This window comes from Myroides albus, assembly GCF_009711045.1.
GTDB lineage: Bacteria > Bacteroidota > Bacteroidia > Flavobacteriales > Flavobacteriaceae > Flavobacterium > Flavobacterium album_A.
In genome coordinates this window covers 14,740-31,079 of sequence record NZ_WMJX01000007.1, presented here as the reverse complement: position 1 = coordinate 31,079, position 16,340 = coordinate 14,740, and the positions used below count along the sequence as shown (strand labels likewise).

General features: G+C 35.4%; 16 protein-coding genes. 10 read left to right on the top strand and 6 right to left on the bottom strand.

Annotation, left to right across the window (positions count from 1 at the left end; genetic code table 11):
• Nucleotides 1–72: 72 nt before the first annotated feature.
• From GJV76_RS05055 to GJV76_RS05035, 5 genes are read right to left on the bottom strand one after another with little or no spacing between them, the layout of a single operon-like run.
• Entirely contained in the window at nt 73–858 is a 786-nt protein-coding gene (locus GJV76_RS05055; protein WP_155091552.1) for an enoyl-CoA hydratase/isomerase family protein, read from the bottom strand.
• Nucleotides 859–870: 12 nt separating this feature from the next.
• On the bottom strand, nt 871–2,352 hold the full coding sequence (locus GJV76_RS05050; protein WP_155091551.1) for a sensor histidine kinase: 1,482 nt from the start codon (nt 2,350–2,352) through the stop codon (nt 871–873).
• Nucleotides 2,352–2,894: a CopD family protein gene (locus GJV76_RS05045; RefSeq protein WP_155091550.1), complete on the bottom strand. Its 543-nt coding sequence runs from the start codon at nt 2,892–2,894 to the stop codon at nt 2,352–2,354. The genes GJV76_RS05050 and GJV76_RS05045 overlap by 1 nt, the downstream gene beginning before the upstream one ends.
• Before the next feature lie 2 nt (nt 2,895–2,896).
• On the bottom strand, nt 2,897–3,913 hold the full coding sequence (gene hemH / locus GJV76_RS05040) for a ferrochelatase (RefSeq protein WP_155091549.1): 1,017 nt from the start codon (nt 3,911–3,913) through the stop codon (nt 2,897–2,899).
• Nucleotides 3,914–3,916: 3 nt separating this feature from the next.
• On the bottom strand, nt 3,917–4,789 hold the full coding sequence (locus GJV76_RS05035; RefSeq protein WP_155091548.1) for a helix-turn-helix transcriptional regulator: 873 nt from the start codon (nt 4,787–4,789) through the stop codon (nt 3,917–3,919).
• A 231-nt stretch (nt 4,790–5,020) separates the two neighbouring features.
• Here GJV76_RS05035 and hemA point away from each other — a divergent pair, with 231 nt between their 5' ends.
• The 7 genes from hemA (at nt 5,021) to hemB (ending at nt 11,539) form a co-directional block, all read left to right on the top strand.
• Complete coding sequence (gene hemA, locus GJV76_RS05030) at nt 5,021–6,280, top strand: glutamyl-tRNA reductase (RefSeq protein ID WP_155091547.1); 1,260 nt, start codon at nt 5,021–5,023, stop codon at nt 6,278–6,280.
• A complete protein-coding gene (hemC, locus tag GJV76_RS05025) occupies nt 6,273–7,202 on the top strand; it encodes a hydroxymethylbilane synthase (protein WP_155091546.1) in 930 nt (309 codons plus the stop codon). The genes hemA and hemC overlap by 8 nt, the downstream gene beginning before the upstream one ends.
• A 1-nt stretch (nt 7,203) precedes the next feature.
• Complete coding sequence (locus GJV76_RS05020) at nt 7,204–7,869, top strand: uroporphyrinogen-III synthase (RefSeq protein WP_155091545.1); 666 nt, start codon at nt 7,204–7,206, stop codon at nt 7,867–7,869.
• Nucleotides 7,870–7,906: 37 nt separating this feature from the next.
• On the top strand, nt 7,907–8,935 hold the full coding sequence (gene hemE, locus GJV76_RS05015; protein ID WP_039328658.1) for a uroporphyrinogen decarboxylase: 1,029 nt from the start codon (nt 7,907–7,909) through the stop codon (nt 8,933–8,935).
• 66 nt (nt 8,936–9,001) lie between these two features.
• Entirely contained in the window at nt 9,002–9,361 is a 360-nt protein-coding gene (locus GJV76_RS05010) for a hypothetical protein (RefSeq protein WP_155091544.1), read from the top strand.
• Nucleotides 9,362–9,502: 141 nt separating this feature from the next.
• Complete coding sequence (gene hemF / locus GJV76_RS05005; RefSeq protein WP_155091543.1) at nt 9,503–10,408, top strand: oxygen-dependent coproporphyrinogen oxidase; 906 nt, start codon at nt 9,503–9,505, stop codon at nt 10,406–10,408.
• A 138-nt stretch (nt 10,409–10,546) separates the two neighbouring features.
• A complete protein-coding gene (gene hemB, locus GJV76_RS05000) occupies nt 10,547–11,539 on the top strand; it encodes a porphobilinogen synthase (protein ID WP_155091542.1) in 993 nt (330 codons plus the stop codon).
• A 117-nt stretch (nt 11,540–11,656) separates the two neighbouring features.
• Here the strand turns inward: hemB and GJV76_RS04995 are convergent, their stop codons facing one another.
• Nucleotides 11,657–12,091, bottom strand: a complete 435-nt coding sequence (locus GJV76_RS04995) for a DUF3592 domain-containing protein (RefSeq protein WP_155091541.1) — start codon at nt 12,089–12,091, stop codon at nt 11,657–11,659.
• A 715-nt stretch (nt 12,092–12,806) separates the two neighbouring features.
• Between GJV76_RS04995 and GJV76_RS04990 the strand changes: the two genes are divergently transcribed.
• The 3 genes from GJV76_RS04990 (at nt 12,807) to GJV76_RS04980 (ending at nt 16,333) form a co-directional block, all read left to right on the top strand.
• Nucleotides 12,807–13,199 carry a c-type cytochrome gene (locus GJV76_RS04990; RefSeq protein WP_155091540.1) on the top strand — a complete coding sequence of 131 codons (393 nt, stop codon included), beginning with the start codon at nt 12,807–12,809 and terminating at the stop codon, nt 13,197–13,199.
• A gap of 687 nt (nt 13,200–13,886) precedes the next feature.
• Nucleotides 13,887–15,488, top strand: a complete 1,602-nt coding sequence (locus tag GJV76_RS04985) for a fumarate hydratase (protein WP_155091539.1) — start codon at nt 13,887–13,889, stop codon at nt 15,486–15,488.
• Between the two features lie 101 nt (nt 15,489–15,589).
• Nucleotides 15,590–16,333, top strand: a complete 744-nt coding sequence (locus GJV76_RS04980; protein WP_155091538.1) for a DUF6630 family protein — start codon at nt 15,590–15,592, stop codon at nt 16,331–16,333.
• Nucleotides 16,334–16,340 lie beyond the last annotated feature (7 nt).

Sequence of the window (16,340 nt, the reverse complement as noted above, 5' to 3'; positions counted from 1 at the left end):
TGTTAGAAATATCCATTTTATATTTATAATTAAAAAGGTCGAAGTTTATTAAGCTTCGACCTTTTTATTTTGTTACATTGTTCCTTTGAATTCGGCTTTTCTCTTTTCTATAAAAGCTGTTGTTCCTTCTGTGAAGTCTTCAGTTTCAAAACACTCACCGAAGTTCTTGATTTCTTCATGGAAACCATTTATGCCGTCTCTGTAGTTTGCATTGATAGATTTGATTGCTCTTCCAATTGCTGTTGCTGAGTTGTTGGCAATTTTGTTTGCGATGTTTTTAGTGAAGTCAAGCAGTTCTGTTTGATCTACTACGTGGTTTACTAATCCATAAGTTAAAGCTTTGTCAGCAGTAATCATTTCTGCAGTCATTATCATTTCCATTGCTCTTCCTTTTCCTATTAACTGTGGCAAACGCTGTGTTCCTCCATATCCTGGTATTAGTCCTAATGTTACTTCAGGTAATCCCATTTTAGCATTTGTTGATGCAATACGGAAATGCGATGCCATTGCCAACTCTAATCCTCCTCCTAATGCAAAACCATTAATAGCTGCAATCACTGGTTTGTTTAGATTTTGTATGAAATCAAAAAGCAACTCTTGTCCTTTAGCTGCCAATTGGGATCCTTCACTCATATTAAAATCTGAGAACTCCTTGATATCTGCTCCTGCAACAAAGGCTTTTTCTCCGCTTCCAGTTAAGATAATAACTCTTACTTCTTTCTCTAATTCCAATGCTTTCAAAGCGCTGTGTAACTCCTCTATTGTTGGTTTGTTTAAGGCATTAAGACTTTTAGGCCTATTTATTGTTATAATGGCTATTTTATTCTCTTTTTCGATTAAAATATTTTCGTAATTCATTCTATATTTATTTTAATTGTTATCATTACTTAAAATTGGTAATCTCACAGTGAAAGTTGTCCCTACATTTGTCTTGGTTGTGAAGGTGATACTACCGTTATAATTTTCTACTATATTTTTTATAATACCAAGGCCAAGTCCCATACCACTTGTTTTTGTTGTAAATTTTGGTTCAAAGACTTTGTTGATATTTTCTTGCGATATTCCAGTTCCATTGTCAGTAACTTTAATAATTACATCGTTTGCTTTTTGTTCAATGCTTACTTCTACACTTGGTTGTACTGTATCTTCTGGAATCGCCTGAATCGCATTTTTGACTAAGTTAGTAATAATTCTGATTAATTGCGTTTGGTCAATTTTCGAAATGATTTCATCTTTAGTAGTTGTAAATGTGATATAAGGTTCGTTAAAGATATCTAATGATAGTTTAACTGTTTTGACTACATTGATTGTTTCGTCTTTTTGTGCGGGCATTGAGGCAAAGCTTGAGAAAGCTGTTGCTACTGATGACATGGTGTCAATCTGCTGAATAAGTACTAAGCTAAATTCTTTTAGTTTAGTGCGTATATCTGGATCTTGTGGATCAAATTTTCTTTCAAAACTCTGAACTGTAAGACGCATTGGAGTTAATGGGTTTTTAATCTCATGCGCTACTTGTTTAGCCATTTCTCTCCAAGCTTGTTCTCTTTCGGTTTGAGCGAGCTTGTGGTAACTGTCCTCAAGTTTGTCGACCATGTCGTTGTAGGCGTTTATTAAAGCCGTGATTTCCTTGCTGGTAGAAGTATTCTCTATTTTCTCATTTTTCTGACCAAGTTCTGTGCTTGTTATTCTAATGCTGATGTCTTTTAAACTCTGTATGATGTAGTTTGAAAGGAAATATGAAATAGCGATTGACATAATAAGCATGATAACATAGACTTGACCAAACTTTACCATGAAATTTTGTATTTCATTTTCGTAAAATTCAGTCTTTTCTTCATAGGGGATCTTTAAAATTCCCAGCGGCTTGAATTTATTGTCCTTTAAAAAGCTATAGGCAATTCTAATACGGCTTTTATCGAGATCTTGTATGTCTACAAATCTTTTGTTATGTGATAGTTGTATCGTTCTTAGGACTATTGGTGATAGCGTATTGGAGATGTTGTCTACAGAAAAACTTCCCCTGGAAGATATGATCATATTCCCACTTAAGTCATGGATGTTAATCTCTGTATCGTGTATTGCTGCGAGTTCGTGTATTTTGTCTTTAAAGATTAGAGCTAAATTCTCCGTTGTTACAGGGTAACTTGTGGTTGTTAGGATATAGTTTATATTTTCATTAATCGCTAATTCCTTTCGCTCTAATCTATATTGGTGATAATTACGAGCTTCCTCTCTGAATTGATAAACTGATACTGCAGATATCAATACAGAAGAAATGATACTCAAGAAAATAAGTGAAAAAAATATTCTATTTCTTAAGGAAAAATTCTTTAAAAGAAACTCATCTTTCATTAGTTGTTTTTGTGTTCTCTTATTCGTTTATAGAGTTTTATGCCCAACATTAAGAGAATTGACAATCCTACAATTCCCACTACTCCAAATATCCAATTTACTGCGCTTTTTAAAATTACTAAAAAAACTACAGAAAATAGAATTATTGTTGCTCCTTCATTCCATATTCTGAAAAAAGAGGAAGTCTTAGTTAAAGTTCTGTCGTTTATCTGTTTGACAAATAGGTGGCAGGTGTAGTGGTATGCAAATAGCAGTGCTACAAATAGTAGTTTGACGTGCATCCAAGGTTGTTGTAGCCAAAATGGTTGTTCGACAAGCATCCAAGCGCCAAAAATGGTTGCTAATATGGCAGCAGGCCATGTAATAATATTCCATAGCCTGTTGGTCATAATTGTATATTGCTCACGTAAGATGCTGGATTGTAGTTCAGGCATATCCTTTGTTTCAGCATAGTATACAAATAAGCGTACGATGTAGAACAAGCCTGCAAACCAACATACAACGAAGATGATGTGTAGTGCTTTTAAGTAAAAGTAAAACATAATTATTTAGATTTCCATTCGTTTATCCAGGTAACCATTGCATCTATCCACATTTCATCGTCATTTAAACAAGGGATTGTTCTAAACTCCTCTCCTCCACGTTGCAAAAACTCATGATGTGCTTCCATGCCTATTTCTTCTAATGTCTCTAAACAGTCTGCTACGAAAGCAGGTGTGACAACTGCAAGCTTTTTGATGCCTTTTTCAGCTAATCCATTTACTGTAGCATCTGTTGGAGGTTGCAACCATTTGTCTGGACCTAATCTCGATTGGAACGAAGAGCTGTGTTTTTCTTGTGGTATTCCAAGTAGTTCCGTTACCTGTCTTGTAGTTTCTAGACATTGGTGTCTGTAGCAAAACTCATGAGCTTTTGACGCAGTAGAACAACATTGTCCGTCCATTTTACAGTGACTTTTGGTAACATCAGATTTTCTAATGTGCCTTTCGGGTACACCGTGATATGAAAATAGAATATGATCATAGTCAAATCCTTCCAAGTGTCCTTTGATTGATGCAGCAAGTGCTTCAGTATACTCTTTTCGTTTGTAGAAAGCAGGGAAACTTGTTAAGTTGATATCAGGGAAGTGTTTCTTTATGATTTCAGCAGCCAATACATCAATAGTCTCGGTTGTGGCCATTGCAAACTGTGGGTATAGTGGGATCATTAAGATATCTTTGACACCTTTGTTTTTGAGTTCTTGTATACCTGTTTTGATAGAAGGTTCTCCGTAGCGCATTGCTAATGCAACTGGAATATCTACTTTTTCTTGTACCTTTTTGTGTTGTCTTTGCGATATTACTATTAAGGGAGATCCTTCAGGCCACCATATTTTTTGATAGGCTTCAGCTGATTTCTTAGGTCTTGTATTAAGTATGATACCTTTCACTAAAAAAGCGCGTAGAATGTATGGCATGTCTATTACGCGTTTGTCCATTAAGAATTCATCTAAGTATGGTTTTACATCTTTAGCTGTTGGGGATTTAGGTGACCCTAAGTTTACTAATAATATACCTTTCATTGTTTAATTGTTTGTGTTGATAGACATTAAGTATTTTTTGGGAGTAGTGCCAAATTTCTTTTTGAAAGCAGAGATAAAGTGACTCGCTGAGCTATAGCCAACTTTCAATCCAACTTCGTTTACATTGTAATTACCGTTCTCTAAAAGTTTTCGAGCATATTCCATTTTGTAGTCAAATAAGAAACTGAAAACAGAGTCTCCGTAGATTTGCTTAAAGCCTAATTTTAGTTTTTTTATGTTTATACCTACTGTGTCTGCAAGTTCTTGCAGTGTAGGTGGTTCAGTCATTCGCGCTATTATTATTTCTTTTGCTTTTCGAATTTTTACTACATCGTCTTCATCTGATAGGAAGGGGCAGTTCTCTAAAGTCTTATCTTCTGTTTGATGAAAGAGTAGACTTAGTAATTCGTACGTTTTACCTGTATAGTAAAGGTTTTTTATAGATTGATTCATATAGTTGTTGAACATCTGGTTCAATACTATGGCCATAGAAGGAGAAGTCTGATCTTCGTGATAATACTTTTTATTGATGTTATCTCCTTTTAAGAATCCTATAAACTCTGCTTCAGAAGAAAACAATGCGTGAAATTTCTTGATTGAAATTAACACGCCAATAAACCAAGTGTTTGGGTTTATCTCTAAGTGTATAGGAAGTTGTTTTTGAGGGTTGTAAAGCAATAGTGATTTATCCTCTGCTAATCCTAAAGCGTATGCGCCTTGATTGAATACAAATTTACCAGATCCTTTTAGGCAAAAGTAAAATTGAATCATATCAGTACCCATTTCTTTCTCAAAACGAATAGTTTCATTATTTGTATTTTCAATTCTTAAAATTGAAAATTGTGAATCAATATTTATTTCTTCAATAGGACTCATAGCGATATTTTTATGACAATCAAAAAAACTTTTAGTTGTATTTTTTATTTAGAATGATTCTACATAGAGGCTTTGTTAAGCCTTGCTATTACTGCAAATGTACTGTATAATAATTAAATATGGTTATTTTTTTTAACTTTTTCCTCGAGCGATATAAATAGTCCCTACAGCGTTACTTTTGTCGATTCTTTAGTTTTAAATTTGTATACTTTTTTGAAATAATAGTGCAATATGGAAAGAATAGATAAGGCTAAGTCGTCTACATTTTATACTGTAGGTTTAAGTTATAAGAAAGCAGATGCCGAAATGAGGGGTAAGTTTAGCTTAAATGACGAAGCCAAAGACAATCTATTAGAGCAGGCGAAAAGAAGCGGTATTGAGAGTTTAATTGTTATCTCTACTTGTAATAGAACAGAGATTTACGGTTTTGCTCAGCACCCTTTTGAGTTAATACAGTTGTTGTGTGATAATAGTAATGGTACTGTAGACGATTTTCGCAATGTCGCTTATGTTTATAAGAATAGAGAGGCTATAGACCATTTATTTCGCGTAGGTACTGGTTTAGATAGTCAAATATTGGGTGACTTCGAGATTATTGCACAGATTAAGGCAGGGTTCTACTTGTCAAAAGCGAAAGGCTTAACAACTAATTACTTCGAACGTTTAGTTAATGCTGTGATACAAGCAAGTAAGCGCATTAAGAATGAAACAGAATTGAGTTCTGGGGCTACCTCAGTATCATTTGCTTCTGTTCAATATATTATGGATAATGTCCAAGATATTTCTAACAAGAATATACTGTTGTTTGGAACTGGAAAGATTGGGCGTAACACTTGTGAGAACTTAGTAAAGCATACACAGAATGACCATATCACTTTAATCAATAGAACAAAGGAGAAAGCTTTAGAAGTTGCAGGGAAGTTTAATCTAATTGTCAAAGATTACGCAGATTTACAATCTGAAATTCGAAAAGCAGATGTTCTCATTGTTGCTACGGGAGCACAGAATCCCACTGTAGATAAGCAGTTGTTGAGTTTAAACAAACCTTTGGTGATATTGGATCTATCTATTCCAAAAAATGTGAATGAGAATGTAAAGGAATTGGGGAATGTGGAGTTAATCCACCTGGATTACTTATCTCAAATGACTGACATTACACTTGAACGCAGAAGACAGTTTATTCCACAAGCAGAGGAAATCATTGAAGAAATCATGAATGAGTTTATTGCTTGGACGAAAATGAGAAAATTTGCACCTACTATACATGCACTAAAATCTAAGTTAGAGCAAATAAAAGACGGTGAGTTAGATTATCACCGCAAAAAGTATGATGGCTTTGATCAAGAGCAAGCAGAAATTATAAGTATGCGCATCATCCAAAAAATCACTACTCAATTCGCTAATCATCTTCGTCATGAGGACACAGTGGTTGATCAGAGTATTGAATGGATAGAGAAAGTATTTCAATTAGAAACAAATCATAATGAATAGAGTTATTAGAATCGGTACACGCGATAGTGAACTGGCTTTATGGCAAGCAAAAAAAGTTGAAGGTGAACTTCAAAAATTGGGTTATAAAACTAAGTTAGTTCCCGTAAAGTCTACAGGTGATTTAGTTTTAGATAAGCCTTTGTATGAAATGGGAATCACCGGAATCTTTACAAAGACTTTGGATGTAGCGATGATTAATAAAGAAATTGACATTGCAGTTCATTCGATGAAAGATGTGCCGACTATGTTGCCACAAGGTATCGTGCAAGCAGCAGTACTGAAACGTGCTAACTCTGTTGATATTTTACTACACAAAGGCAATACTGATTTCTTAGATCCTGAAAAAGGGGCAACTATTGCTACGGGAAGTTTAAGACGTAAAGCGCAATGGTTACACAAGTTTCCTAAGCATACGATTGTCGACCTAAGAGGAAACGTAAATACCCGTATGCAAAAGCTACAAGATAACGATTGGAACGCTGCTGTTTTCGCTTCAGCTGGTTTAGATCGCATAGCAAAGAAACCTAAGAACTTTATCAATTTAGATTGGATGATTCCTGCTCCAGCTCAAGGAGCAATGCTTGTAGTAGCAATGGCAGATGACAATTTTGTTTTAGATGCTTTGCATCATTTGAATGATTATGAAACAGAGATGACTACACATATTGAGCGCCAGTTCCTTAGAACTCTTGAGGGAGGTTGTACAGCGCCAATTGGGGCTCACGCTATGTATAATGAACACGATGACACAATTCAATTTATTGGTGCATTGTTTTCATTAGATGGCAAAGAGAAGTTTGAAGTTAGTAAGGTAGTTCCTATTCAAGAATGGAAAAAGCTCGGTTTCTTTGCAGCTAAAGAATTGTTAGAAGGGGGAGCCAATAAGCTAATGGAAGAATTACGTCAACAATTAAAAAAATAGAATGTCTTTTATTCCAACCATTTTATCTACTCGTAAAATTCAAGTGACAACACTTGAAGCTTTAGATATACAAGGGGTGAAGTTATTACAAGAGGACTATATCTCAACTGAACACTTAACTTTTGATCTCAGTAAGGTGAATGAGTATGTGCTTTTTACGAGTCAGAATGCAGTAAAGAGTGTGATTAGTCAAGGATATAGAGAAGTTCTGAATAAGAAACCTGCTCTATGTGTGGGGATAAAAACAAAGGAGTTGTTGGAGGAGAACGGTTGGGAAGTTAAGGCTTGGGCACATTATGCCAAGGAATTAGCTCCTATCATTGTTCAGAATTATACAGACAATACGATAACATTCTTTAGTGGAAGTATCAGAAGAGATTTATTGCCTGATGCTTTTAGGGCGAATGGTGTAGTCTTTAATGAGTTTACAGTATATCAGACTGTGCTTAATCCATTAAAGAATGAACATAAAATTGATGGATTGTGCTTTTACAGTCCTTCAGCGATAGAGAGTTATCTTCAGCAGAACAGCATCACGACAGAAGTGTGCTTCTGTATAGGAGATACGACCGCAGAACCATTAAAAGGAGTTACACAGAATATTGTAATCGCGAAGCAACCTACAGTGGAGGCTACATTACAAGCTTGTGTGGATTATTATAAATAGAGTCAGCTAAAAATTGACGTATTAAAATCGAATAGAAATGATTAAAAATGATTTATTCTTAAGAGCGTTAAAAGGTGAAACAGTAGAGAGACCACCTGTATGGATGATGCGTCAAGCAGGTAGATACTTACCAGAGTTTCGCGAATTAAGAGATAAGTATGATTTTTTTACACGTTGTAGAATGCCAGAAATCGCAGCTGAGATTACAGTACAACCGATTCGTATTGTAAAACCAGATGCTGCTATTTTATTCTCAGATATTTTAGTCGTACCACAAGCGATGAACATTGATGTAGAGATGAGACCAGGAGTAGGACCATGGGTACCTAATCCTATCCGTTCTGCTAAAGATGTAGAGCAAGTTATCGTACCTAATATCGAAGAGACATTAGGATATGTAATGGATGCTATTAAAGTAACGAAAGAGATGTTAAACGATGAGGTACCATTGATTGGATTCGCTGGTTCACCTTGGACTATCTTTTGTTATGCAGTAGAAGGAAAGGGTTCTAAGAGCTTTGACTTAGCGAAGGGAATGTGTTTTTCTGACCCAGTAGCTGCTCATACGTTATTACAAAAGATTACTGATACAACTATTTTATACCTTAAAGAAAAGGTAAAAGCAGGTGTTAATGCTGTACAAATATTCGACTCATGGGGAGGAATGTTATCTCCAGTAGATTATCAAGAGTTCTCTTGGCAGTATATTAACCAAATAGTAGAAGCATTAGCGGATATCACTCCAGTTATCGTATTTGGAAAAGGATGTTGGTTTGCATTACCTGAGATGGCGAAGTCAAAAGCGTCTGCATTAGGAGTAGATTGGACTTGTAGCCCACAGAACGCTCGTTTATTCACAGGAGGGGATATCACATTACAAGGTAACTTTGATCCAAGCCGTCTAATGTCGCCAATTCCTACTATTAAAAAGATGGTACACGAGATGATCGATGCATTCGGAAAAGATAAGTATATCGTAAACTTAGGTCACGGTATCTTACCTCATATCCCAGTAGATCACGCAAAAGCGTTTATCGAAGCGGTAAAAGAATACGAACACAAGTAAAATATTGACAGAAAAGCCTGCCGTAGTATGCCGTAGGCTTTTTTGTTTTACTATATCATTTGACCTATGTTAAACAAAGGAACCAAAAGCGAAGAAGATAGACGAATAGAGTCTATTGTACAGAAGTTATCTTCCATAGGATTTGTACCTGAAGACAAAAAGTTGATTGGGGATTTAGATGAAGAATTGAAAAAAGTAGGACTTAGTTATGAGTCTATGCTTGTTATGGCGAATGGTGAATTGGCACCTCATTTGTTGCGTTTCCATTTTTCTTGGGAGTATATGGAACAATTTGGAGATGTTTTAGTGAAATGGTCTTCTCAAGAGCCTTTGTTAAAAGCAAAAGCAAAAGCTGTCTATCAATTTATACAAGACGAGAGTAAAGCATTTTCATTTGCAATTATGACTAAGATTAGTAGTTTGTAACAGTTCATAGTTCATGCTACAACTTAGCGTATCTACCTTATGTAATTTAGTGGTAATAATGAAAGCATAAGGGGATTTTCTGCGGATCAATTCTTGTAATTATAAAGTGTCCTACTGCTGTAGGATTGGCACTATTTGAATATGAAAGAACAATTTTATCAATATATACAACAACTTCAAGATACGATTACAAAAGGACTTGAAGATATAGATGGAAAAGCAATATTCCAAGAAGACCTTTGGGAACGTCCTGAAGGTGGTGGAGGTCGCACACGTGTAATCGAGAATGGTGCAGTATTCGAAAAAGGAGGAGTGAATATCTCTGCCGTGCATGGACCGTTACCAGTAGCGATGCAAAAGTACTTTAATGTAGGAGATGTAGATTTCTTCGCTTGTGGATTATCGTTAGTGATTCACCCAAAGAGTCCTATGGTACCTACTGTACATGCCAACTGGCGTTATTTCGAAATGTATGACAAAGAAGGTACAGTAGTGCGTTCTTGGTTTGGTGGAGGACAAGACCTAACACCATACTACTTATTCGATGAGGATGCTACGCATTTCCATACTGTATGTAAGACAGCTTGTGATAAACATAATCCAGCATTTTATCCATTGTATAAAAAGCAATGTGACGAATATTTCTGGAATGCGCATAGAGATGAAGCACGTGGTATCGGAGGATTATTCTTTGACCGCTTAGAAGCAACAGAAGAAATGTCTATGCAACAGTGGTATGACTTCGTAACCGAAGTAGGAGATAGCTTCTTAGAAGCTTATGCACCTATCGTAGAACGTCGTATGGATACCCCTTATGGTGATGAACACCGTACATGGCAAGAAATCAGAAGAGGTAGATATGTAGAGTTTAACCTTGTTCATGATAAAGGAACTCTATTTGGATTAAAAACCAATGGACGTATCGAATCTATCCTAATGAGTCTGCCACCACATGTACAATGGGTATATGACCACCATCCAGAAGAAAACAGTTGGGAAGAAAAACTGTTGAAGGTATTGGCAGAACCAATTGATTGGGTGAAATAGGTCACGCACGGATTATAAATCCAAGACAATAGTATAGACGTAACGAATTACGTCTATCACAATACAGGTACAATGATTGCGCGGATTTGTAATCCGTGCATTAACAATAGTATATAAACATATAAAACCAAAAAGATTATGTTTCCATTACAAAGAGGTAGAAGATTAAGAACAAATGAGTCTATTCGTAGTTTGGTAAGAGAGACTATCGTGACTCCACAAGATTTTATGTTCCCTATGTTTATAGCAGAAGGGACTAATGTACAAGAAGCTATTCCTTCGATGCCAGGTATGTTCAGACGTTCTGTGGATTTGACAGTAAAGGAAGTAAAAGAGCTTTATGCAGTAGGTATTCGCGCAGTGAATATCTATGTAAAAGTAAGTAATCATTTAAAAGACAATGCAGGTACAGAAGCATGGAATCCTAATGGATTGATGCAGACTGCTATCAAAGCGATAAAAGATGCTTGTCCAGATATGATCGTAATGCCAGACGTAGCATTAGATCCATATTCTATATACGGACACGACGGTATTATCGAGAATGGAGTAGTAGTGAATGACCCTACAGTAGATGCACTAATGAAGATGAGCGTATCTCACGCAGAGGCAGGAGCAGACTTCGTAGCACCGAGTGATATGATGGACGGGCGTATCTTGCGTATGCGTGAAGCATTAGACCAATCAGGGTTTACGAATGTAGGTATCATGAGTTATTCTGCTAAGTATGCATCTGCATTCTATGGACCATTCCGCGATGCACTTGACAGTGCACCAAGAGCAGATGTAGAAATACCAAAAGATAAAAAAACATACCAAATGGACTATGCTAATCGTATCGAAGCTGTAAAAGAGGCGTTATATGATGTAGAAGAAGGAGCTGATATCCTAATGGTAAAACCAGGTATGGCTTATTTAGATATCGTACGCGAAGTGAAAGACGCTGTGAATGTGCCTGTAGCGGTGTACCAAGTATCGGGTGAGTACGCTATGGTAAAGGCTGCATCAGAGAGAGGATGGCTTGACCACGATCAGATCATGATGGAACAATTAACGTGTATCAAACGCGCTGGAGCAAGTATTATCTCAACTTACTTCGCTAAAGAAGCAGCAATACTTTTGAATAAATAATAGTTGTATCAAGTATAATAAATAGAAAAAGCTCAGTGATTAATTTCACTGAGCTTTTTTGTTATTGTTTAATAGCCAATTACCATTAGGATAGTAAATCTATCAATTCTTTACTTCTTATTTGTTAGCTTGTTTGTCGCGAATTCTCTTTTCTTCCAAGTATCTTTCTTCCGAAGTTTGACCGTAAGGGTTTTCAGGGTCGTAATAGATAACAATTTTCTCTCCTTTATCCTTTGCTAAGAAGGTGTCTTGTCTATATTCCGCAACGATTGTTTCTCCTTTAGCTGTTACAAATTGTATCTTGTACAGTGTTGCCTGTCCTTTCCCAATTCTACCATTACCATAAGTGTCTAAGATTGTAGCTTCAGCTTTCTCATAGTTTGTATAATAGAAATCTGTTCTGTTCATCTCTTGACGGTTTGGCATATAGACGTATAAGAAATACATTATCCCTGCACACAGTACAAGTGGGAGTACGATAATCTTCCAGTTTCCTTTTTTTAATTCACTTATTAATTTTGATAAGTCTGGAGCTGAATTTTCTTGATTCATAGTATGAAATTTTAATTTTTGACAAATTTAACTTTTATTTTAGAATATTTATCATTTTATGCGTCATAAATTAAATAGGTTGATAAATGTCTTGTTATCCTTGTTCTGGCTATGTGAAAACTAATTAAAGTGTCAAGCAGTATTTCCCTTTATTGAATTATTGCTTGTGTATAATAGTATATAAACGTATAGTTATCCACAATACTGGATTGAAAAAGGGGGATTAGTTCTTAATTCGGTGTATATCTTTTTTTCTATACTATTTAGTGGTTTTAATATTCGTAAGTAGTTGTATTATAGGTTTTAAATCTATATTCTATTGTTTAATAAAAGGAATTTATTGTGTGATGTAAGTGAAGTTATCAACAATTGTTAACACTTTAAGGACTGTTATTAACGGCGGTTATCAACAATGTTAATAACTATGTGGATAGTCTAATCTACTATTGTATTCTTTTTCCAATTTTAAACCAAATTGTTTTTTGCCTTCCTATCTTGGCATTACAATGTCTCTTTTAAGGAAGCAAATCGAAGAGCAGTTTATGAATTTTACTTATTCGATATAGCGAATGAAATTTTTTAGTTAAGCTACTATTCGCATTATATGCGAATGTAAAGTTTAATTTTGTCCGATAAGTGCACTAAAAGGACGCTTTTGTATACTGTTAGGTATGTTTTGTTTTTTTATTTTTGAACAAACAAATAAACAACAACAATGATGAATTTTATAAAAACTGGCGCTTTGTTATTTATACTTATGAGTGTGGTAGCTTGTGGTGGTAAAGATCAAAAAGCAAATACAAACTTAGATGATCAAAAAGAATGGACAGAGGCTGAATTACTTGATAAGGGAGATAAGCTTTTTAGAGGAAAGGGGAATTGTACAAGTTGCCATATGGCGGACAAAAAAATGATTGGACCGAGTATTCGTGAAATTGTAAAAGGCTATGATGCTGTTGGAGCTGACTTAGAAGCTTTTTTAAGAGGAAAATCCGATGCAATAATTGAACCAGCTAATTTTTCAATGATGCAACCTAACTTAACGATCACTAAGCGCTTTTCAAAAATGGAAATGGATGCGCTAATTTTGTATATGCGAAGTTTGTAAATAACAAGATATAATAGACCATTAAAGCCCTGAATATTTAATTTCTGGGCTTTTTTTCATTTAATACCTTATCAGTTTTTAGCAATAGAGTTGTATATAACCCAATTAATATTAGTTAGTAAATGGGAATATAATACTAATCAGAATGGGGTGGTCGGCTTGTGGTCGGCATGTGATAGGCATGTGATAGGCATGTGATAGGCTTAAAAGTACCAAAATAAGCCTATCACTATACTATCACTTACCGATAATAATGGTATTATACTGTGAGAAGTAGTATGCGGTGTGAATCGAATTAGTTTATTTCTATACAAGAGAAGGGGACTGTTTTGTGTTGGATATTAAGAATAGTACAGTTTATTTCTATAACTACAAAGGGATCTGGTAAACGTAAAGAAGTAAGAAGTGGTAAAACGATTATTTTGGAATTTTATCAGACACAATGTATTGCGTCTGTACTGTGTAGATTGTGTTCTTTTCAACAATAGAGGTGCAATATTTTGCACCTTTTTTTCGTGAGATGCAAAATATTTCATGAACCTTAATGTCTTGCCTGGTATGATTGTTATTTAGAAGCATTACAAATGCCGTTGAAGTCTTGTAGTCATTGGTTATTTAGAAGTATTCTAAGGATTTTTGAACGCTATATTTAGTAAATTTACTTCTCAGAAATAAACTAACAATTCAATGGACTTCATATATCAAGATCCGTATCCAATACTGAAAGATGACACGGCTTATAAAAAGATATCTTCTGACTATGTAAAAGTAGAAAAGTTAGGAGATAGAGAAATTTTAGTAGTTGATCCTAAGGGGATTGAATTAATTGCTGAAACGGCTATGACAGACGTTTCTTTTATGTTGAGAACAGCTCACCTTGAAAAATTAAAAGCTATTTTAGATGATCCGGAAGCGACAGATAACGATCGTTTTGTAGCGTATAATTTATTGCAAAATGCTGCGGTAGCAGTAGAAGGTCAATTGCCATCTTGTCAAGATACAGGAACGGCGATTGTCGTTGCGAAAAAAGGGGAGAATGTATATACTGGGACTAATGATGCGGAGAGCTTATCAAGAGGTATTTTTGAAACATATCAAAAGAAGAACTTACGTTATTCTCAGATTGTTCCAATAAGTATGTTTGAGGAGAAAAACTCTGGATCTAACTTACCAGCACAAATTGATATTTATGCGACACAAGGGAATAAGTATGAATTCTTATTCTTAGCGAAAGGTGGAGGTTCTGCTAACAAAACATTTTTGTATCAAAAGACGAAGTCGTTATTAAATGAAAAAAACCTTACGGAATTTATCAAAGAGAAAATAATGGACTTGGGGACAGCAGCTTGTCCTCCATATCACTTAGCATTAGTGATTGGTGGTACATCAGCTGAGGCTAACTTAGCTGCTGTGAAGAAAGCTTCTGCAGGATACTATGACAACTTACCTACTTCTGGTAACATGGGCGGTCAAGCGTTCCGTGACTTAGAGTGGGAGAAAAAACTACAACAAATTTGCCAAGAATCTCAGATTGGAGCACAGTTCGGAGGTAAGTATTTTACACACGATGTTCGTGTGATTCGCTTACCACGTCATGCTGCATCATGTCCTGTAGGTTTAGGTGTTTCTTGTTCGGCAGATAGAAACATTAAAGCAAAAATTACTGCTGAAGGTTTATTCGTAGAGCAGTTGGAAACTAATCCAGCTCGTTTTTTACCTGAGACAGCACCACATTTAGAGGAGCCTGTGGTAATTGACCTTGATAAACCTATGAAAGAACAATTGGCTGAATTGACAAAACATCCAATTAAAACACGTTTAATGTTGAATGGTACAGTTATCGTGGCGCGCGACATCGCTCATGCTAAGATCCAAGAAATGTTAGACAATGGACAAGAAATGCCTGAGTATTTCAAAAATCACCCCGTTTACTATGCGGGACCTGCAAAAACGCCGGATGGTATGCCTTCTGGTAGTTTTGGACCGACAACTGCAGGCCGTATGGACCCTTACGTTGATAGCTTCCAGGCTGTAGGTGGTAGTATGATTATGTTAGCCAAAGGTAATCGTAGTCAAGCTGTTACTGATGCTTGTAAGAAACACGGAGGTTTCTACTTAGGTTCTATTGGTGGACCAGCAGCTATCCTTGCAAAAGAGAATATCTTGAGCGTAGAGGTAGTTGACTTCCCTGAATTAGGAATGGAAGCGGTGCGTAAAATTAAGGTGAAAGATTTCCCTGCCTTCATTATCACTGATGATAAAGGAAATGACTTCTTTCAAAACTTATAAGAGTAAACTAACAATTTAATAATCGGAAAAGGCCGATACTCGTAAGAGTATCGGTTTTTTTTATTGGTGTTAACTGATTTTTTTTTTGGTATATTTAAGCTATGAAAAAATCAACTTATTTTCTTGTTTTATTGCTATTAGTACTATTGGGCATAGGGACTAAGTATTTTGCAATGGTTGTATTCTCTTACCATTTTAGTGATGCGTATTGGTTTGGGGTGGGCGCCGTATTGGTAACTTATATTTGGAGTAAAAAAGATTTTACTGGAAAACCGTGGTTTCTAATAAAGGAGAAGAGTAAAGAATCTACCAAAATGGTGGAAGTAAAACAAGAGAATTTACAAGTAGATAAAAAAGTTCTTGAAGGGTTTAAGGAATTGATAGGATTAAGTGTTCCAAATAATAAAACAAAAGATGAGTTAATAATAGTTATTGATCGTTTGCCCAGTTTACCAAATTATCATGAAGAGTTTATTGAAGAAATGGATGCCTTGCGTTATGTTAGTTTTCATTGTAATGAAGAGGCTATTGATTTTATTATTTCTTTAGATTGGAAAGAAAGGGTAGATGAATTTATCTATAGAATCAATAGTTCATTAGATAATATTTGGAATATAACAATAAAAAATATACCAACGGTTAGGAATTATCCATCTAATGGTTCTGTAAATTCTACAACAGTGTTTAAAGATGTTGATGTAGTATTGCGTCAACATCGACTGCAATTAGGGTTTTTTGATGTGGATGAAGATTGTTATAAGTTTTTTGTTCATAGGGTGGAGGATAAGGACTTGGTAAGAATTGCTGTTGAAAAAATAGGGTATAATTATTTTGAATGGAAGTAGTACATGA